This window comes from Micromonospora saelicesensis (assembly GCF_900091575.1).
GTDB lineage: Bacteria > Actinomycetota > Actinomycetes > Mycobacteriales > Micromonosporaceae > Micromonospora > Micromonospora saelicesensis.
Map to the genome: position 1 here is coordinate 444548 of NZ_FMCR01000001.1, position 18299 is coordinate 462846.

Sequence of the window (18299 nt, forward strand, 5' to 3'; positions counted from 1 at the left end):
GCGAACGGCCGGGTCACGCGTCCAGCATGGCCCGGCCCAGCGGGGTCAACGTGTGCAGCACGCTGTTGCGTTCGCGGTGGCTGACCAGCAGACCAGCGTTGCGCAGCACAGTGGCGTGCTGGCTCGCCGCCGCCGGTGAGATGTTGAGCTGGCGGGCGACTTCCCCGGTGGTGCAGCCCTCGTCGCTGGCCTGCAACACCGCCGCCCTGGTGCGGCCCAGCAGCGCGGCGAGTGATTCGCGGGCAGCACCGGACGCGGCGCTGTCGTCGGCGGAGACCAGCGCGCCCAGCCGGTCCACCGGGTAGACCAGCACCGGTGGCAGCGCCGGGTCGAGCAGTGCGACCGGAGTGGCCGCGCAGAAGAACGACGGCACCAGCAGCAGCCCACGGCCGTCCAGGTGCAGCTCCCGGCTGTGCGGGTAGCTGCGGACCTCCAGCACCCCGCTCTCCCAGCGCATCGCCGGCCGGAGGCTGGTGAGCAGGCCCTCGACGCCGCCGTCGAGCAACGCCCGCGCCCGTCGCGCACGGTCCGCCGCGACCGCGGCCTGGATCCGGCTCCAGTACGGGCTGATCGCCAGCGAGCGGTACTGCTCCATCGACTCGGCCAGGTGGTGCAGCGCCGACACCTCGCCCCGAGCGAGCGCGGCCGCCGAGGAGGGCAGCTGGTTCTCGGCAGCCAGGACGCTCAGGTCCCGGTGCAGCAACTCGACGGGGGTACTGCGGAGCGCGTCCAGCCCGGCCTCGAAGCCCTCGACGCTGGCGTACGGGGTGAGGAAGTCGGGGAAGTAGCCACGCGGCGGGTTCAACGCGAAGAGCAGCCGGAGCTGCTCGGAGCTGGAGTCCTGACGCAGATCCCGCGCCACACTGCGCCGCCAGTTGGCAGTCAGCGGATCGCGGGTGCGACCGCGCAGCACGTGCAGGCTGAGGACCAGCTCCCAGACCGGGTCCGCCGCCGGCGCCACCCGGGTCCGGAGGATGTCCTCGCCAGAAAAGTGGATCTTCAGCATGGAGCGCTCCCGTGTCGCCGGCAGGGGGATGCCGGTTGACCGTTCGACTCTACCTGGCCGGCAGTAATCTCCATCTTTAAGCCTGGAATGAAAAACCTCGACGCTTCCGGGGCCGGTTGGGCATGCTTCCCATGCCCGAACACGGCGCCGCGCGTCAGTGACGCCCGTGCTGCCGGGGCACCGGGACCGGGGAGGCCCCGGTGATCGGACGGCACCACGAGGGTCTGCGGCCCTTGCTCCGCAGAGGTGCCGTCCGGTCATCCCGCCCCCGCCGGCTCAGCCGACCCAGAGCGCGACCCGATGGTCCTCGTCCGTGACGTAGAACGACCGTCCGTCCAGCTCCGCCACCCCCTCGACGTGGTGGAACGGGGCCAGGTCCGCCACCTGCTCCCCGACGAGCCGCCGCCCGTCGCCCGCCTCGCCACCGGTGAGCCGGAAGCGGACGTGCCGGGAGGTGACCTCACCCCCACCCGGATGGTCGTCGAGCAGGACCGACCCCTTGCCCAACGCGTCGATCGACCCGATCACGGCCGCGTACCCGCCGTCCACCGTCGGGGTGATCGCGCGGAAGCCGGTCAGCTGCCCCGGCGGAGTTACCCCGGTCAACACGTACGCGCCCAACGCCCGCGGCCACGCCCGGTCGGCCGTGAACATGCCCGGCACACCGGCCACCTCGACCAGGATCGGCTCACCGGCATCGGTGACCGGGAAACGCAGCCCGAGCAGCACCGTCCCGGTCGGGGTGAACGCCGCCGCCTCCACGTTCAACGGCAGGTCGTCCGGGGCCAACCGGCTCACCCAGCTCTTCTCCCGGACGGTCCCCCGGGCCAGCGTCTCCACGATGAACCGCTCCCGCACCCGCTCCCCCGCCGGCAGGAGGGTCAACGGCGACGCGGCGAGAGCATCGTTCACAGCCCGGTGCAGTCGAAACGAGTTGCGCACCACGTGCACCGGCACCGGCCCGGCCGCCGCGTCGTCCTCGCGGAACCGGGCCACGAAGGCGCGCCGGGGTCGCAGTGGGCCAGCTTTCGAGCCGAAGTGGGAGCCGAAGACGTACACCCAGCCGTCGTGGTGGGCGAGCGCCTCACCGTCCTCGGTCCGCCCGTTCTCCACACCGGCGTCCGCCAGCACGTGCAGGGCCGTCCACTCCCCGTCCTCGCGCTCCAGCAACAGCGCGAGGCAGCGCTCCACCGGCCCCTCGTCCAGCACCGTCCAGAAGCCCCGCCGGGCACCGTACGCGCGCAGCAGCGCCGCCGACCGGACCGGCAGCAGATCGCTGGCCTCGTTACCGGCCACCACGAATTCGATGAGTCGCAGGGTCATTGAGCCAGCGTACGGAGCACACGCTCGTACAGTGGCGGGGTGCCCGACACCGTGATTACCGGCCCGACCGCCCAGACGACCGAGCCCGAGACGTACAAGGCGCTGCACGCCGACGCCACCGCGTTGCTGGAGGGCTGGCAGCCCACCAGCCCGGACGCGGCCAGCGCGCGGGACCGGACCCTCGCCCTGCTCGCCGCAGGCCCGGTGGCGATGAGCCGGCAGCACCGGCCCGGCCACGTCACCGCCAGCGCGTTGGTGCTGGACTCCACCGGCTCCCGGGTGCTGCTCTGCCTGCACGTCAAGTTCGGGCGTTGGGTGCAACTCGGCGGGCACTGCGAGCCGGTCGACCAGACCCTGGTCGCCGCCGCGCTGCGCGAGGCGACCGAGGAGTCCGGGATCGCCGGCCTGCGTATCGACCCGGTGCCGATCGACGTGGACGTGCACCAGGTGCAGTGTCAGGGCGGCTCGGCGCACCACGACGTCCGGTTCGCGGTGATCGCTCCGCCCTCGGCGGTGGAGCAGGTCAGCGACGAGGCCGAGGAGCTGGGCTGGTTCCCACCGGACCAGCTGCCTGAGCCGCTGGCCGGCGGGACCGTCCAACTGGTCGCACCGGCCCTCGCCGCCCTCAGACGTAGCCCTCTTCGCCTCGCTCCTTGAGCTCGTCGACCAGGGTCTTGACGTCCTGCGCCCGGTCGCGCGGGCAGACCAGCACCGCGTCCGGGGTGTCCACCACGATCAGGTCGCGCAGGCCGAGGACGGCCACCAGCCGACCCGACTGCGGCACGACCACGAGGTTGCTGCTGTCCCGCAGCAGCACGCCCGGCTTGGCCTCCGTGCCGAGCACCACGTTGCCGGCGTCGTCGGTTGGCAGCACGTCGCCCAGGGTGTGGAAGTCACCGACGTCGTTCCAGCCGAAGTCACCCGGCACGGTCGCGACCCGACCCGCCGTGGCCGCACCCTCCATCACCGCGTAGTCGACGGAGATCTTCGGCAGGGTCGGCCAGATCGCGCCCAGGACGTCGTCCTGCTCCGGGGTGCCCCAGGCGGCGGCGATCGCGGCGACGCCGGCGTGCAGCGCCGGTTGCTGGCGGGCCAGCTCAGCGAGGAAGACGTCCACCCGCCACACGAACATGCTCGCGTTCCACAGGTGCCGGCCCGAACGGACGTACGCCTCGGCGACCTCGGCGGCCGGCTTCTCCTTGAACTCGGCCACCTGCCGCCACGGCACGCCCTCGGTCGGATCGCCGGTCTCCAGGTAGCCGTAACCGGTCTCCGCACGGGTCGGAGTGATCCCGACGGTCATCAGCAGGCCCTGCTCGGCCCCGCGGACCGCCTCCTGGACCGTGCAGACCCAGCTGTCCGTGTCGCGGATCAGGTGGTCCGCCGCGAAGCTGCCCATCACCGCGTTCGGGTCACGCGTCGCGATCACCGCGGCGGCCAACGCGATCGCCGCGCAGGAATCCCGGGGGGAGGGCTCGACCAGGATGTTCTCCTCCGGCAGCACGGTCAGCTGCCGTGCCACCGCCGCGACGTGCGCGGCACCGGTGACCACAAGGGTCCGATCCGGTGTGGTCAGCGGCGCGAGCCGGTCCACGGTCGCCTGGAGCAGCGAGGCACTGGTGCCGGTCAGCGGGTGGAGGAACTTGGGATGGCCAGCGCGGGACAACGGCCACAACCTCGTGCCACTGCCACCTGCCGGAATGACCGCATAGAGCATCCGCACATCATGCCCGACGTACCTGCCCAAAGTGGCACGGGTCACCCGCAGCGGCGCGGAGGATCAGGAACGGGCGCGACTCCACGCCGCGATGTGCACCTCGGCGCTGGACTCCCAGGTGAACTCCTTGGCCCGGTCGAACCCCGCCTTCGCCAGCGACAACCGCCGCTGCTCGTCGTCGAGCAGGGCGGCCAGGTCGGTGCCGATCTGCTCCGGGTCCTCCGAGGTGTACGCGACCGCGTCGCCGCCCACCTCGGGCAGTGAGAGCCGGGGCGTGGTCAGCACCGGGGCGGCGCACGCCATCGCCTCCAGGATCGGCAGACCGAACCCCTCGCCGTAGGACGGGTACGCGGCGACCAGGGCACCGCCGAGGAAACCCGGCAGGTCGCCGTAGCGCAGGTAGCCGGGGCGCAGCAGACGCAGGTGCGACGGCACCTCGGCCACCGCCCGGTCGATGTCTTCGTCGTGCCCCTGCCCACCGGCGATCACCAGGGCCGGCGGGTCGACCCGGTCAGCCACGGCCCGCGCCCACCCACGAATCAGGTTGGGCACGTTCTTGCGAGGCTCCTTGGCACCGAGGAAGGCGACGTAGCTGCTGTTGCCCAGCCCCAGACGCGCACGTACCCGGGCCTTCTCCTCCTCGGTGGGAGCGTGGAAGGCAGCCTGGTCGACGCCGTGGTAGGCCACGTCGATCCGGGTCGGGTCGGCGTCGAGCAACCGAATCAGCTCGTCCCGGGTGGCCTTGCTGGGCACGATCACCCGGTTGGCGCGGCGCAACGAGGTCTTGATGGCGCTGCGGAAGAACGTGCGGCGTGACTTGTCGTAATGCTCCGGCTCGGTGAAGAACGTCGCGTCGTGCACGGTGACCGTGACCGGACACCCGGCCCGCAGCGGGCAGGTGTAGAAGGGCGAGTGCAGCACCTCTGCGCCCACCTGCTGAGCGAGCAGCGGCAGGCCGGTCTGCTCCCAGGCGAGCCGGGCCGGGCGGTGCGCCACGGCGGCCGGGGCCGGGATGATCTCCGCGCCGGGCAGCATGCGGGTGTAACGCTCCAGATCGGTGCGGAGACTGACCACCGCCAGCTCCACCCCCGACCCGCACACCTTGCCGAGGGCACCGAGCAGACCGTCGACGTATCGACCGACACCACCACGGTCGGCGGGGACACTCGTGGCGTCGATGAGCACGCGGGGCGGGCGACCGGCGGTCACGGGGCGACTCCTTGTAATGGCGGGCTGTGGGGAACAACACTCCGGGGGTAAAGCCTACGCCGGGGCGCGGGGCCGACGCTGACTGCGACCCGACGGTACGCCGACTTGTCCTCGTCATCGAGTACGGCCCACAGGGGCGTATCGTTCGCGCCGATGGCCGACAACATTGCCCGGGTGTTCGCCGACGCGATCGCGACCGACCCGACCCGACCGCTGCTCACCTGGTACGACGACGCCACCGGCGACCGCACCGAACTCTCCGGCGTCACCTTGGCGAACTGGGTGGCGAAGACCGCCAACCTCCTCGTCGACGAGGTCGGCCTCGCGCCGGGCACCCCGGCCGGCGTGCTGCTGCCGCCACACTGGCAGACCGCGGCGGTGCTGCTGGCCTGCTGGTCAGCGAAGCTGAGCGTCGTCGACACGCCGGGCGACGTGGGGGTGCTCTTCGCCGCCGCCGACCAGTTCGACGAGGCGCAGTCCTGGTCCGCCGACGAGCGGTACGCCCTCGGGTTGGCCCCGCTCGCCGCCCCGCTTCGGCAGGTGCCGCCCGGGTTCGCCGACTACGTCGTCGAGGTACGCGGCCACGGTGACCACTTCACGCCGCAATCCGGCCCTGGCCCCACCGACGCGCACCTGCTGGGTCGCGCCGAGGCCCGCGCCACCGAGTTGGGCATCCTTCCCGGGGCCCGGGTCCTCATCGACGCCGCCCGGCACCCCGACCCGGTCGACTGGCTGCTGGCCCCGCTGACCCGGGCCGCCACCGTGGTCCTCTGCGCCAACCAGGACCCCGCCCGCCTGGCCGCCCGGCTGACCGCAGAAAAAGTCACGCACCCCCTCCCCTAACCCCACCCCGCGAACTTGCGGTTCCGGTTGGCGAGATGGGTGGGATGCCCCTTGAGTCGGGGCAGAAAGTGCAAGATCGCGGGGGGACGGGGTCAGGACGTCGTGCGGGATCGGGCGAGGGCGGCGAAGGCGGTCAGGGACTCGGGGTTGACCAGGGCGCCCTTCGCCGCGGCCTGGTCGACCGGGGTGCCGGTGAGGATCTTCTTGACCGGCACCTCCAGCTTCTTCGCCGAGAGGGTGCGGGGCACCGAACGCACCTGGTGGATCTCGTCGGGCACGTGCCGGGGTGAGAGCGCCGTGCGCAGTTCACGGCAAATCTTCGCGCGCATCGGGTCGTCAAGCTCCAGACCCTCGGCCAGCACCACGAAGAGCAGCAGCTCACCGGCACCGCCCTCGTCGTCCTCCAGGTGCACGACGACCGAGTCGAGCACCTCGTCGAGCCCTTCCACGACCGAGTAGAACTCGGCGGTGCCGAGGCGCACCCCACCACGGTTGAGGGTGGCGTCGGAGCGGCCGGTGATCACACAGCCACCCCGCTCGTTGATGGTGATCCAGTCACCGTGCCGCCAGACGCCCGGGTAGACGTCGAAGTACGCCTCCGCGTAACGGGTGCCGTCCGGGTCGTTCCAGAAGCCCACCGGCATGCTCGGCATCGGTTCGGTGATCACCAACTCGCCGAGCTCGCCGATGACCGGCGTGCCGTCCGCGGAACGGGCCTCCACCTTGGCGCCCAACGCCCGGCAGGCGATCTCACCGGCGTACACCGGCAGCAGCGGCACCCCGCCGACGAAACCGGTGCACACGTCGGTGCCACCGGAGAGCGACTGGAGCTGGACGTGGTCGCCGACGGTCTCGTACACCCAGCGGAAGCCCTCGGCGGGCAGCGGCGCACCGGTGGAACCCACGCCGCGCAGCGCCGACAGGTCGGCGACCTCCCGGGGGATCAACCCGGCCTTACGGCAGGCCAGCAGGTACGGCGCGGAGGTGCCGAAGTACGTGGTGCCGGTCTCCGCCGCCAGCCGCCACAGCCCGCCGAGGTCAGGCTCAGCCGGCCGGCCGGGCTCGGCCCGGACCCCGGGGTTGCCGTCGAAGAGCACGATGGCCGCACCCACCGCCGGGCCGGAGACCAGGAAGTTCCACATCATCCAGCCGGTGGTGGTGAACCAGAAGAACCGGTCGGCCGGGCCCAGATCGTGGTGCAGGGCGAGCATCTTCAGGTGCTCCAGCAGGATGCCGCCGTGGCCGTGCACGATCGGCTTCGGCAGCCCGGTGGTGCCCGAGGAGTACAGCACGTAGAGCGGATGGTCGAACGGCACCGGCGTGAACGTCAACGGCTCGTCGGTGGGTGCGGCCAGCTCGGCCCAGCCCAGCGTGCCCCCGGGCGCCGGACCCGTCGGGTCGAGGTAGCCGATGCTGACGGTGTGGCGCAGCGACGGCAGGGCGGCCCGGATCGCGGCGACCTCGGCACGCCGGTCCACCGGCTTGTCGCCGTACCGGTAGCCGTCCACGGCGACCAGGATGGTCGGTTCGATCTGCTGCCAACGGTCGGTGACGCTGCGGGTCCCGAACTCGGGCGCGCAGGACGAGAAGATCGCGCCCAGGCTGGCGGTGGCCAGCAGCAGGACGTACGTCTCGGCGATGTTCGGGGCGTACGCCGCCACCCGGTCACCGGCGGTGACGCCGAGCCGGCGCAGCCCGGCCGACACCCGGCGGACCTGCTCGCGCAGCTCACCGGCGGTCAATGTGACCGGCGGGCGGGTCTGCCCGTGGGAGAACACCACCGGGTCGTCGTCGGCCCGCCCCGGCATCCGCAGCACGTTCTCCGCGTAGTTGAGCGTGGCGCCGGGGAACCAACGGGCGCCGGGCATCCCCCGCTCGGCCAGGGTGGCGGTCGGCGGGGTGTGCGCGATCACCTCGAAGTGGTCCCAGATCGAGCGCCAGAACCCGTCCAGATCGGTGGTGGACCAGCGCCACAGCGCGTCGTAGTCGGCGAAGTCCAACCCGCGGTGCTCCCGCAGCCAGCGCAGGTAGGCACCGATCCGGGACCGCTCACGTACGTCCGCCGGCGGCGTCCACAGCATGTCACCCACTGCTCCACCCTCCCCCTGGCCCGACACGACACTGTGACTGGGCCGTGGCGCCATCTTGCCCTACCTCGAAGCGCCATTCTGCGCACCGGGTAGGCCAACCGACGCGTGCCCGTCCCACACTCCAACCCGCCACCTCATGTGGGTCAGCCGGCGCGGTGGGCCTGGATGGCGCGGCGGCGGGCCAGCCGGTGCGCACGGCGGATCTCCGCCTCCTTGTAGCGGCGCTCGTCCTCCGCCGTCTCCGGCAGCACCGGGCGGACCGCCCGCGGCGCTCCACCGACGTCCACGCCGACGAACACCAGGTACGCGGTGGCCACCCGGACCGGTGCGTCCTCGGCCGAGTCCCACCGTTCGGCGACCACCCGCACGCCCACCTCCATGGAGGTCTGGCCGGTCCAGTTCACCTGGGCGTGCGCGTGCACCAGATCGCCGACCCGGACCGCCTCGGAGAAGACGATCTCGTCGATCGCCGCGGTCACCGCGGTCCCGCCGCTGTGCCGGGCGGCGGCGGCCCCGGCGACGTCGTCGACGAACTTCATCAGAACCCCGCCGTGCACGGTGCCGTAGAGGTTGACGTCCACCGCGGTCATGATCTTGCTGAGAGTGACGCGCGAGTACGACGTCGGCTTGCCGGTTGGAGCGGCGGAGAGGTGCTCAGTCATGTCGAAAACGGTACGGTGCGCGGATGCGACATCTCTGGAGCTTCCTCGCCGGGCTGGTGGTGGCGCCCATCACCTGGGTGCTGGTCACACTGGGGCAGGACGGGTCGAGCCGGACGGTCGACCGCTGGGTGGAGATCGGCACGTTCAACACCGCCAACCTGATCGAGCCGGCCGTTTACCTCGGTGTCGGCGGTGTCCTGCTGGGCCTGCTGGGCACGCTGCGCTTCTCGCCGCTGGGCCCGATGGTGGCCGGTGCGCTGCTGGTCACCCCGTACATCGGGATGTTCGTGGCGCCCTTCTCGGTGCGGGACGCGATCCCGCACGAGTGGAAGGTGTTCGGCGATCCTCTGCCGCTGCGACTGCCCGTGGAGAACGGCACGCTCTTCCTGCTCGGCCTGCTGCTGCTGATGGCGACCTTCAGCCAACAGCGTTGGCGGCAGTGGCCGAGCCCGGCGACCGAACCGGCCGCGGCACCCACCCCCGCGTCGGACGGGGGCCCCCGCAACGACGACTTCACGTTGACCGACTGGCCGGCCCCCGCGCCTGCGGAGCGCGACACCGCGCCCCTCACTCTGGGTTACCCGGCGGACTCGACAGCGACCGAGCCGCTGCCCCGCCGGGTGGGTGGCGAATCACCCTGGTCCGCCCCACCGCGCGGCCAACCGCGCCCCGAGGACACCACCGAGATCCGCTGATCGTCGGGGCGGGCCGGTGGACCGGCCCGCCCCTTTCGTCTTTTCCGAGCTAGTGCAGCGCGACCGCCAGATCCGGGTCGACACTGCCGAGGCTGGCGCGGGGAACCACGAGGAGCATGACGATCAGCGCGGCGGCCATGCCGCCCGCGATGACGATCGCCATCGGTACGCTCCCGGTGCCGAACAGACCGGCCAGTGGCGCCGACACCGCGCCGATGCCGAACTGCACCGCGCCGAGCAGGGCCGCGGCGGTGCCAGCCGCCTCGCTGTGCCGGCTCATGGCCAGCGCCGGCGCGTTGGGCAGGGCCAGGCCGGCGGCGGCCAGGACCAGCCACAGTGACGCGAGCAGGGTGCCCAGGCCACCGATGCCGGTCGCCGCGAACATGACCAGCAGCAGGCCGGCCGCCGTGCCGGCGATCAGGGCGCTGACCAGGATCTGCTGCGGGGTGTAGCGGCGCAGCAGCCGCACGTTGAACTGGGTGGCGCCGATCAGGCCCACCGCGCCGGCCCCGAAGGCGATGCCGAACTGCTGCTCGTCGAGGCCGTACTCCTGCTGGAGCACGAACGACGAACCCGAGACGTACGCGAACAGGGCCGCCATCGCCAGCCCGGCGACCAGCACCAGGCCGACGAACGCCCGGTCGTTGACCAACCCGCGGTAGTCGCGCAGGGTGGCGCGCACCCCGCCGTGCCGCCGACGCGTCACCGGAAGGGTCTCCGGGAGCCGGAGAGCGGCCACGACGATCAGCAACGCGCCCAGCACCGCCAGCGCCGCGAAGACGCCCCGCCAGTCGGTCCAGCTCAGCAGGCCGCTGCCCAGGGTCGGCGCGAGGATGGGCGCCAGGCCCATGACGAGCATCAGCCGAGAGAAGATCCGGGCGAAGGAGGCCCCGCTGAACAGGTCGCGAACCACGGCCGTCGCGACCACTGTGGCGGCGGCGACGCCGAGACCCTGGAGTACGCGCAGGCCGCCGAGCACCGCGATGTTGGGTGCGAAGACGCACAGCACGGAGGCCACGATGTGCGTGGCCAGCCCGGCCAGCAGCGGCACCCGCCGTCCGACCACGTCGGAGAGCGGCCCGATCAGCAACTGGCCCAACGCGAGACCGACCAGCGTGCCGGTCAGCGTCAACTGCACCGCGGTCTCGGTGGTCTGCAGGCCCGCCGTGATGGCGGGTAGCGCGGGCAGGTACATGTCGATGGTCAACGGCCCGATCGCGATCAACGCGCCGAGCACGAGGACGAGTTGCGCCCGCTGACGGTTGGTCATCAGGTCGCCGGGCAGCACTTCTTGCGCGACGGCGGAATCGCGTCCGGTCTTCTCCACCAACTGCTTCATCATCTCGATCTCTCTGCGGGGCGCGTCGTCACGAGCGGCGGCGCGGGGCGTCACCGGGACCGCGTGGACGTGGCGGCACGGTGTGGGATGCCCGACGGTGGGCAGCGTGGTCGTGACGAGGCAGGGGTCGTGGCGGGGGCGGCCGGGTGGGGCGATGATCCGAGGGTGATCCTCTCGCTCGGCAACACCTCGGCGACAGGTGACGTTCCCGGTGTGTGGGGAGTCACCCCACCCCGTCCGCACGGGTCGGTTGTGACCAGGGTCACAACAGGACCAGAACCCGGGCCGGGGTACGCGTCGTCTTGCCTGGTGTGAAACGAAGTCTGGACGGGCTCGACGAGGGTGAACTCCTTCGCCGCGTCGCTCGGGGCGACCGGCGCGCGTTCGACGCGCTGTACCGGCGTACCGCCCCGTGGTTGACCGCGCGACTGCGTCGGCGCTGCGCCGACGAGGACGTGGTGGCCGAGGTGTTACAGGAGACGTACCTGGCGGTCTGGCGGTCGGCCGGCAGCCAGGCCCGGTCCTCCACCTCCGGCAGCGCGGTGGGCTGGTTGTGGACGATCGCCGCGCACCGGCTGATCGACGCGTTCCGCCACCGGGCCCGACGGGAGCGGGTCCCGTCGGTGCAGACCTTCGAGACCGTGGCCCCGGCGGCCGAGGACGAGGCGCTGGCCGGCGGGATGGACGCCAACCTGGAGCGTGCCCTGCACGAGCTACCGGCGGAACTCCGTCAGGTGCTGCGTTCGATGGTCCTCGACGGCTTGACCGCACGGGAGACCGCTCTGCTGCTCGGCATGCCGGAGGGGACCGTGAAGACCCGGGCCCGGCGAGCCCGAATCGCCCTCCGGGAGGCGCTGTCATGACCACTCACCCGACACCCACCCTCATCTCCCAGTACGCCTCCGGCGCTGCCGGCGTCGACGACACGACCATCTGGGCGGTCGAGGCACACCTGGAGGCCTGCGCCGCCTGCCGAGCGGTGCTCACGGACGCCGTCGACCCGGGCACCCGTGACCTGCTGGACAGGGTGGCCGGCGGAATCGCCGACGGAATCGCCACCGGCCCGGGGCCGGTACGCCGTCACCGGCTGCTGCGCACCGGGGTCGCCGCCCGGGTGCTGCCCTGGCTCGTCACCGCCACCGGGTTGATGCTGGCCGCGGTCCTGTTCGAGTGGACGTTCAACAGCCTGCCGTCGCTGGTGCTGCTGATCGCGCCGGTGGCGCCGCTGCTGCCGGTGGCCGCGGTCTGGAGCCGGCGCCTCGACCCGGCCTGGGAACTGACTGCCACCATGCCCCGCACCGGCCTGCCGCTGCTGATGCGCCGCACGTTGGGGGTGCTGTCGGCGGTCATACCGGTGCTGGCGGTGGCGGGCTGGGTCACCGGGCACTCCCCCGGCCTCTGGCTGCTACCCGCAGTGGGTTTCACCGCCGGCGCGTTGGCGCTGGGCGCGGTGGTGGGGGTCGACCGCGCCGCACTCGCGTTGACCGTCGCCTGGTCCGCCGGGGTGGTCGTGCCGAGCCTCGCCGACGGGCAACTTCCGACGGTCCTCACCGGCGGCAGCCTGCCGGGGTGGGCGCTCGCCACCGTGGCGCTGACGGCCGTCGTACTCGTCCGAGCCTGGCGACGGCCGCACGGACCGCTCCAGAACCTTCTGCACCGATGACGACATCGAGCCTGGACCGAATGGAGAGATCATGATACGTACGGTCAGCGTGGCCGAGACCGCCCCGTCCACCTACGCGTGGGCGGTGCACGCCGAGAAGTTGCAGGTCCGGGCCGGCCGACACCTCGCGGTCAACGAGCTCGACCTGAGGTTGGGCACCGGTGTGCACGGGCTGCTCGGCCCCAACGGCGCCGGAAAGACGACGTTGATGCGAGCCCTGGCCACGGTGTTGAAGCCGGCCGGTGGGCGGCTGACCCTGCTCGGCGGCGAGGTCACCGGCAACGCCGACCTCCGCCAGGTACGCCGCGGCCTGGGCTACCTGCCGCAGCACTTCGGCTTCTACCCGCGCTTCACCGTCCGGGAGTTCGTCGAGTACATCGCCTGGCTCAAGGAGATGCCGAAGGCGGTCATCCCTGGCGCTGTGCAGCGGGCAGTCGAACGGGTGGGTCTGGCGGACCGCGCCGACTCCCGGATGAAGACGCTGTCCGGCGGGATGCTGCGCCGCGCCGGCATCGCCCAGGCGATCGTCAACGACCCGGCGGTGCTGCTGCTCGACGAGCCGACGGTCGGCCTGGACCCGGAGCAGCGCCTCGACTTCCGCGAACTGCTGCGGGAGATCGGCCTGGACAGCTGCGTACTCGTCTCCACCCACCTGGTCGAGGACGTCGCGGTGGCCTGCTCCGACGTGGTGCTGATCAGTGAGGGCCGGTTGGTGTGGCAGGGCACCACCGGGCAACTGACCGAGCAGGGTGCGGCCGGCGACGCCGGTGACAGCGCCACCGAACGTGGCTACTCGTCGGTGCTGCGCGCCTACCGTGGGCGGGTGTCGGCATGACGGGATGCATCCTCCGCATCGAACTGCGCCGCTCGGCGGCGCTGGGTACCGCCCTGTTGATACTGGTGGCCGGCGCGGCGTTGCTGCTGTCGTCCACCCAGTTCTTCGCGGGGCGGTGGATGCAGCTGGCGGTGATGGCCCGGTCGCTGCTGATGGTGCTGCTGCCGCTCGCGCTGGCCGGTGGGGCGTGGATGGGCCGGCGCGACGCGCGCCACCGGGTCGACGAGTTGTTCGCCAGCACCGTCCGGCCGCGGTGGCAGCGCGTCATCCCGACCGCCGGCGCTCTCGCGGTCTCGGTGGTGACCGCGTACCTCCTGGTGTTTCTCATCGCGGCCGGGTGGGTGGTGCCGACGTCGAACTACTTCCCGAGCGCGACGGTCGTCGTCTTCGCGGTCGGCGTTCCCGCGCTGATCGCCGCGGGTTGGCTGGGCATGGCCGCCGGCCGGGCCGTGCCCCGGGTGATCACCGCACCGGTCCTCGCCGTGGTCGGGTTCGTCCTGGTGGGGTTGGTGCCGGAGCTGGCGATGGCACCCGACACGGGCGCGGAGATCGCACAATTCCGGCCGGAGCCGGCGGCGGTGCTTCTCGTCCCGGCGATCACCGGCCTGGACGACTTCCAGACGATCGCGACGAAGGTCAGCCTGCTCCAGGCGCTGTGGCTGGGGTCCCTCGCCGTGACCGGCCTGCTGCTGCTCGGCGCGGTCCGTCGCCGCGCCATCGCGTTCGCCGTGCTCCCGGCGGTGCTCGGTGTCGCGGTCGCCCTCCCGCTCCTGCCCGTCGGCGGAGTCCGCGGGGCGGCGGTCGTCGACCCGGTCGCCATCGAGCTGGTCTGCGACAACGACGGCCCACAGGTCTGCGTGACGCGGGCACACGCCGGGCTGCTGCCCGCCGTCGTCGGCCCCGCCCGCCAGGCGCTCGACATGATGGCGGCGAAGCTGCCCGACGCACCGGTCCGGGCGGTGGAGACCCAACAGGTCGCCTACTGGGCGCGGCTGGACCCGGACACCGCGCCGGCCCGGCACTCCGCCGACACGATCGTCTTCGACACCCCCACCATCGACCGCCTCGGCCGCGCCGACCTGTCCGGCGACTACTTCCTGCCGTCCCTGCTGGAGGCCGCCTGGCAGCAGGAATGCGGCGAACAGTCGGTGCGGGGCGACGTGTACCGGGCCCGGATCGTCGCCACCGCTTGGCTGACCGGTCGACCACCGGCCCCGCAGACCGGATGGGCACCCGAGGAGATGGCGCTGCTGAAGAGCGCGTACCAGGCGTTGGTGAGCCTGCCGGAGGTCGAGCAACGGCGTCGGATGGCAGCGGTACGCGAGGGCGTACTGGCCTGCCGGGACGACGAGCTGGTGGCGATCCTGCCGGGGGATCAGTCGTGAGGTGGCTCCAGCTGCACCTGCGCTCCCGTCGGGTGCCCCTCGCCCTGACCACCGCGACCTCGTTGATCGCGCTGACCTGGGCGCTGTCGCTGGCCTACACCGACTCGACGACCATCAGCGCCCGGACGGCCAGCCTCGTCATCATGCTGGCGGTGGTCGCGGTCGGCACCACCCTCAGCGGGGCCGACGACGCCCTCGACCACACAATGGCGGTCAACTGGCCGGTACGCCGTGCCGGGCACCTGCTGCTCGGCGCCGCCGCGATCACCGCGCTGCTGTCCCTCAGCATGATCACCGACACGCGCTACGAACCGTTCGCTCTCATGCTGCGCAACACCGCGGGGCTGCTCGGGCTCACCGCGCTCGGCGCCACGGTGCTGGGTGCCGCCCTGGCCTGGATAGCCCCGCTGACCTGGACCCTCATCGCGGTGCTGCCGATGATGGGGCCGAGCCAGGATCTGAAGATGCAGCTCGCCGGCTGGTTGATCCAACCCGCTGGCAACACCGCCGCCACCGCGTGCGCCGCCGTCCTGGCGGTGACGGGGCTGCTCGCGTACGCCCTGTGGGGTTGCCCAGTGCGGCCGGTGAGCGAGACGGCCCCCGACCGGTGACGGACGCTCCGGTGCTCCGGGATCCCGGAGCACCGGAACCTGGCCTAGATATCGGCCAGCAGCTGTCGCGCCATGACGATCCGCTGGACCTGGTTGGTGCCCTCGTAGATCTGAGTGATCTTGGCGTCGCGCATCATCCGCTCGACCGGGTAGTCCCGCGTGTAGCCGTAACCACCGAGCAACTGCACCGCGTCGGTGGTGATCTCCATGGCGGCGTCGGAGGCGAAGCACTTCGCCGCCGCGCCGAAGTAGGTGAGATCCGCGTCGCCACGCTCCGACTTGCCGGCAGCCGCGTACGTGAGCTGCCGGGCCGCCTCGAGCTTCATGCCCATGTCGGCCAGCATGAACTGGATCCCCTGGAACTCGGCGACCGCCTTGCCGAACTGGCGACGCTCGGCCACGTACCCCTTCGCGTAGTCGAGCGCGCCCTGGGCGATCCCGACGGCCTGCGCGGCGATGGTGACCCGGGTGTGGTCCAGGGTCTTCATCGCTGTCCCGAAGCCGGTGCCCTCCGCGCCGATCATCCGGTCGGCCGGGATCCGCACGTTGTCGAGGTAGACCTCGCGGGTGGGCGAGCCCTTGATGCCGAGCTTCTTCTCCGGCGCGCCGAAGCTCACCCCGGCATCGGACTTCTCGACCACGAAGGCCGAGATGCCCCGGGACCGGGCGGACGGGTCGGTGACGGCGAAGACCGTGTAGAACTCGGACACCCCGGCGTTGGTGATCCAGCGCTTCACACCGTTGAGCACCCAGTGATCCCCGTCACGTACCGCCCTGGTGGTCATGGACGCCGCGTCGCTGCCCGCCTCCGGCTCGGAGAGGCAGTACGAGAACATCGCGTCACCGGCCGCGACGGGCGTCAGGTAACGAGTCTTGAGATCGGCGGAACCGGACAACAACAGCGGCATGGTGCCGAGTTTGTTCACTGCCGGGATCAGCGAGGAGGACGCGCAGGCGCGTGCCACCTCCTCGATCACGATGGCGGTGGCCAGCGCGTCCGCGCCCGCGCCGCCGTACTCCTCGGGAATGTGCGGTGCGTGGAAGTCGGCCGCGCGCAGCGCGTCGTAGGACGCCTTGGGGAACTCCCCCGTCTCGTCGGCCTCCGCGGCGTGCGGAGCCACCTTCGCGGCGCAGACCTCCCGCACGGCTTCCCGGATCGCCTGGTGCTCCTCGGGCAACCGGTAGACGTCGAACGACTCCCCTGCGGCCATCTCGGCCCTCCCCTTCACCACTATCATGCGCAGTCTGTGACGACTCCTGACCGCCGACCGCGCAGACTGAAGACTAGCGACTGCAGTTCAGGTGATGTTACCGGCGCGTAGGCATGGGCAGGACGGTGCACCTAACGCGCTCAGCGATGATGGAGATTGAGACAGTGAGCCACCCTCCGGTGCCCCGCCCAGGCGCCGCAGCAGAATGCGACGCGACGACGCGACGCCAGCGCGAGCGGAGAAGACAGGCGTGACGATCCCCTACCCCACCATCCAGCCGACCCCCGCCATCGCCGCGGTGACCCCGCCCTCGGGCGCACCCCGGCCGCGGGTGACGTTCCTAGGGACTGGTTACCTCGGTGCGACGTACGCCATCTGCTACGCCGAACTGGGCTACGAGGTTCTCGGGTTCGACGTCGACGCCGACAAGATCGCGATGCTGAACGCCGGTCAGGTGCCGATCCACGAGCCCGGCCTGGACGAGCTGCTCCGGCGCAACCTCGCCGCCGGCCGCCTCCGGTTCAGCACTGACATCGCCGAGACCGCCGAGTTCGGTGACGTGCACTTCATCTGCGTCGGCACCCCGCAGCGGGCCGACGGCATGGGCGCCGACCTGTCGTACGTCGAGGCGTCGGTCACCAGCCTCGCGCAGCACCTGACCCGTAAGGCGTTGATCGTCGGCAAGTCCACCGTGCCGGTCGGCACCGCCGAGTGGGTCGAGCAGCTCGTCGGCAAGCACACCCCGAACGACCTGGACGTCGAGGTGGCGTGGAGCCCCGAGTTCCTCCAGGAGGGCTTCGCCGTCGACGACGTCCTGCGGCCCAACCGGATCGTGGTCGGCGTCAAGAGCGAGTGGGCCAACGGCATGCTCTACGCCGCGCACAAGGGCGTGTTCGACCTGGCCGCCACGGAGGACCGAGAGGTGCCCCTGGTGGTCACCGACTTCTCCACCGCCGAGCTGGTCAAGGTCGCCGCGAACGCCTTCCTGGCCACCAAGATCTCCTTCATCAACGCGATGGCCGAGGTCTGCGAGGCCTCCGGTGGCGACGTCACCCAGCTGGCCCGCGCGATCGGCTACGACCCGCGGATCGGCAACCGGTTCCTCCAGGCCGGCCTCGGCTTCGGAGGCGCCTGCCTGCCCAAGGACATCCGGGCCTTCCAGGCCCGCGCCCAGGAGCTGGGCGCCGGCGAGGCGCTGCGCTTCCTTCACGAGGTCGACCTGATCAACCTGCGCCGTCGTACCCGGGTGCTCCAGCTCGCCGCGGACCTGCTCGGCCGCCGCTCCGGCCCGGCCGGCCCGGACTTCTCCGGCACCCGGATCGCCGTGCTCGGTGCCACCTTCAAGCCCAACACCGACGACGTCCGCGACGCCCCGGCGCTCGCCGTCGCCGCACTGCTGCACAAGGCCGGCGCCGACGTGCACGTGTACGACCCGCAGGGCACCGAGAACGCCCGCCGCGCGGTTCCCGAGTTGACCTACGAGAACAGCATCAACGAGGCGGTCAACGAGGCCGATCTGGTCTGCGTCCTCACCGAGTGGGCCGACTTCCGCAACGCTGATCCGGTCGCCCTCGGCGACCTGGTCAAGGGTCGCAAGGTCGTCGACGGCCGCAACTGCCTCGACCCGGCACTGTGGGCACAGGCGGGCTGGGAGTACCGGGGCATGGGTCGCCCCTGACCCGACCGACGCACCACCGGCCGGCCATCGAG

At 71.8% G+C, this 18299-nt stretch carries 17 protein-coding genes; 9 read left to right on the plus strand and 8 right to left on the minus strand.

What is annotated here, in order from left to right; translation table 11 throughout:
* Window positions 1-13: 13 nt before the first annotated feature.
* Window positions 14-1006, minus strand: a complete 993-nt coding sequence (locus GA0070561_RS02115) for an ArsR/SmtB family transcription factor (RefSeq protein WP_091394134.1) — start codon at window positions 1004-1006, stop codon at window positions 14-16.
* Window positions 1007-1282: 276 nt separating this feature from the next.
* Complete coding sequence (locus tag GA0070561_RS02120; protein WP_091394137.1) at window positions 1283-2329, minus strand: hypothetical protein; 1047 nt, start codon at window positions 2327-2329, stop codon at window positions 1283-1285.
* 39 nt (window positions 2330-2368) lie between these two features.
* Here GA0070561_RS02120 and GA0070561_RS34470 point away from each other — a divergent pair, with 39 nt between their 5' ends.
* A complete protein-coding gene (locus tag GA0070561_RS34470; protein ID WP_181539312.1) occupies window positions 2369-2986 on the plus strand; it encodes an NUDIX hydrolase in 618 nt (205 codons plus the stop codon).
* Here GA0070561_RS34470 and GA0070561_RS02130 read toward each other — a convergent pair.
* Complete coding sequence (locus tag GA0070561_RS02130; RefSeq protein WP_091394140.1) at window positions 2955-4046, minus strand: mannose-1-phosphate guanylyltransferase; 1092 nt, start codon at window positions 4044-4046, stop codon at window positions 2955-2957. The genes GA0070561_RS34470 and GA0070561_RS02130 overlap by 32 nt on opposite strands.
* Window positions 4047-4109: 63 nt before the next feature.
* Complete coding sequence (locus GA0070561_RS02135; protein ID WP_091394142.1) at window positions 4110-5255, minus strand: glycosyltransferase family 4 protein; 1146 nt, start codon at window positions 5253-5255, stop codon at window positions 4110-4112.
* A 153-nt stretch (window positions 5256-5408) separates the two neighbouring features.
* Here GA0070561_RS02135 and GA0070561_RS02140 point away from each other — a divergent pair, with 153 nt between their 5' ends.
* Complete coding sequence (locus tag GA0070561_RS02140) at window positions 5409-6098, plus strand: TIGR03089 family protein (protein ID WP_091394144.1); 690 nt, start codon at window positions 5409-5411, stop codon at window positions 6096-6098.
* A 92-nt stretch (window positions 6099-6190) separates the two neighbouring features.
* On the opposite strand, the gene GA0070561_RS02145 is transcribed toward GA0070561_RS02140, so the two are convergent.
* Window positions 6191-8188: an acetoacetate--CoA ligase gene (locus GA0070561_RS02145; protein ID WP_091394147.1), complete on the minus strand. Its 1998-nt coding sequence runs from the start codon at window positions 8186-8188 to the stop codon at window positions 6191-6193.
* A gap of 143 nt (window positions 8189-8331) precedes the next feature.
* On the minus strand, window positions 8332-8850 hold the full coding sequence (locus GA0070561_RS02150) for an acyl-CoA thioesterase (protein WP_091394150.1): 519 nt from the start codon (window positions 8848-8850) through the stop codon (window positions 8332-8334).
* A 23-nt stretch (window positions 8851-8873) separates the two neighbouring features.
* Here GA0070561_RS02150 and GA0070561_RS02155 point away from each other — a divergent pair, with 23 nt between their 5' ends.
* Complete coding sequence (locus tag GA0070561_RS02155) at window positions 8874-9545, plus strand: hypothetical protein (protein WP_091394151.1); 672 nt, start codon at window positions 8874-8876, stop codon at window positions 9543-9545.
* 49 nt (window positions 9546-9594) lie between these two features.
* Here the strand turns inward: GA0070561_RS02155 and GA0070561_RS02160 are convergent, their stop codons facing one another.
* Window positions 9595-10887, minus strand: coding sequence for a multidrug effflux MFS transporter (locus tag GA0070561_RS02160; protein WP_244166031.1), 1293 nt, complete (start codon window positions 10885-10887; stop codon window positions 9595-9597).
* A gap of 308 nt (window positions 10888-11195) precedes the next feature.
* On the opposite strand from GA0070561_RS02160, the gene GA0070561_RS02165 reads away from it, so the two are divergent.
* The 5 genes from GA0070561_RS02165 to GA0070561_RS02185 are packed head-to-tail and all read left to right on the plus strand — an operon-like array spanning window position 11196 to window position 15378.
* The gene (locus GA0070561_RS02165) at window positions 11196-11747 is read left to right on the plus strand and encodes an RNA polymerase sigma factor (RefSeq protein WP_208603672.1); all 552 of its coding nucleotides are present in this window, start codon (window positions 11196-11198) and stop codon (window positions 11745-11747) included.
* Complete coding sequence (locus GA0070561_RS02170; RefSeq protein WP_208603673.1) at window positions 11744-12547, plus strand: cupin domain-containing protein; 804 nt, start codon at window positions 11744-11746, stop codon at window positions 12545-12547. Before GA0070561_RS02165 ends, GA0070561_RS02170 begins: the two co-directional genes overlap by 4 nt.
* Window positions 12548-12578: 31 nt before the next feature.
* The gene (locus GA0070561_RS02175; RefSeq protein WP_091394154.1) at window positions 12579-13382 is read left to right on the plus strand and encodes an ABC transporter ATP-binding protein; all 804 of its coding nucleotides are present in this window, start codon (window positions 12579-12581) and stop codon (window positions 13380-13382) included.
* Window positions 13379-14767 (plus strand): hypothetical protein, encoded by a 1389-nt coding sequence (locus GA0070561_RS02180; RefSeq protein ID WP_091394156.1) that lies wholly within the window; start codon window positions 13379-13381, stop codon window positions 14765-14767. The genes GA0070561_RS02175 and GA0070561_RS02180 overlap by 4 nt, the downstream gene beginning before the upstream one ends.
* Window positions 14764-15378 (plus strand): hypothetical protein, encoded by a 615-nt coding sequence (locus tag GA0070561_RS02185; RefSeq protein ID WP_091394159.1) that lies wholly within the window; start codon window positions 14764-14766, stop codon window positions 15376-15378. Before GA0070561_RS02180 ends, GA0070561_RS02185 begins: the two co-directional genes overlap by 4 nt.
* 44 nt (window positions 15379-15422) lie before the next feature.
* Here the strand turns inward: GA0070561_RS02185 and GA0070561_RS02190 are convergent, their stop codons facing one another.
* Entirely contained in the window at window positions 15423-16589 is a 1167-nt protein-coding gene (locus GA0070561_RS02190) for an acyl-CoA dehydrogenase family protein (protein WP_091394161.1), read from the minus strand.
* Window positions 16590-16839: 250 nt separating this feature from the next.
* On the opposite strand from GA0070561_RS02190, the gene GA0070561_RS02195 reads away from it, so the two are divergent.
* Window positions 16840-18267: a UDP-glucose dehydrogenase family protein gene (locus tag GA0070561_RS02195; RefSeq protein WP_091394164.1), complete on the plus strand. Its 1428-nt coding sequence runs from the start codon at window positions 16840-16842 to the stop codon at window positions 18265-18267.
* Window positions 18268-18299: the final 32 nt, after the last annotated feature.

Coding starts and splice junctions, on each gene's coding strand:
- GA0070561_RS02115 (WP_091394134.1), bottom strand. CDS start 1,006: ATGCTGAAGATCCACTTTTCTGGCGAGGACATCCTCCGGACCCGGGTG.
- GA0070561_RS02120 (WP_091394137.1), bottom strand. CDS start 2,329: ATGACCCTGCGACTCATCGAATTCGTGGTGGCCGGTAACGAGGCCAGC.
- GA0070561_RS02130 (WP_091394140.1), bottom strand. CDS start 4,046: ATGCTCTATGCGGTCATTCCGGCAGGTGGCAGTGGCACGAGGTTGTGG.
- GA0070561_RS02140 (WP_091394144.1), top strand. CDS start 5,409: ATGGCCGACAACATTGCCCGGGTGTTCGCCGACGCGATCGCGACCGAC.
- GA0070561_RS02150 (WP_091394150.1), bottom strand. CDS start 8,850: ATGACTGAGCACCTCTCCGCCGCTCCAACCGGCAAGCCGACGTCGTAC.
- GA0070561_RS02155 (WP_091394151.1), top strand. CDS start 8,874: ATGCGACATCTCTGGAGCTTCCTCGCCGGGCTGGTGGTGGCGCCCATC.
- GA0070561_RS02160 (WP_244166031.1), bottom strand. CDS start 10,887: ATGATGAAGCAGTTGGTGGAGAAGACCGGACGCGATTCCGCCGTCGCG.
- GA0070561_RS02170 (WP_208603673.1), top strand. CDS start 11,744: ATGACCACTCACCCGACACCCACCCTCATCTCCCAGTACGCCTCCGGC.
- GA0070561_RS02175 (WP_091394154.1), top strand. CDS start 12,579: ATGATACGTACGGTCAGCGTGGCCGAGACCGCCCCGTCCACCTACGCG.
- GA0070561_RS02180 (WP_091394156.1), top strand. CDS start 13,379: ATGACGGGATGCATCCTCCGCATCGAACTGCGCCGCTCGGCGGCGCTG.
- GA0070561_RS02190 (WP_091394161.1), bottom strand. CDS start 16,589: ATGGCCGCAGGGGAGTCGTTCGACGTCTACCGGTTGCCCGAGGAGCAC.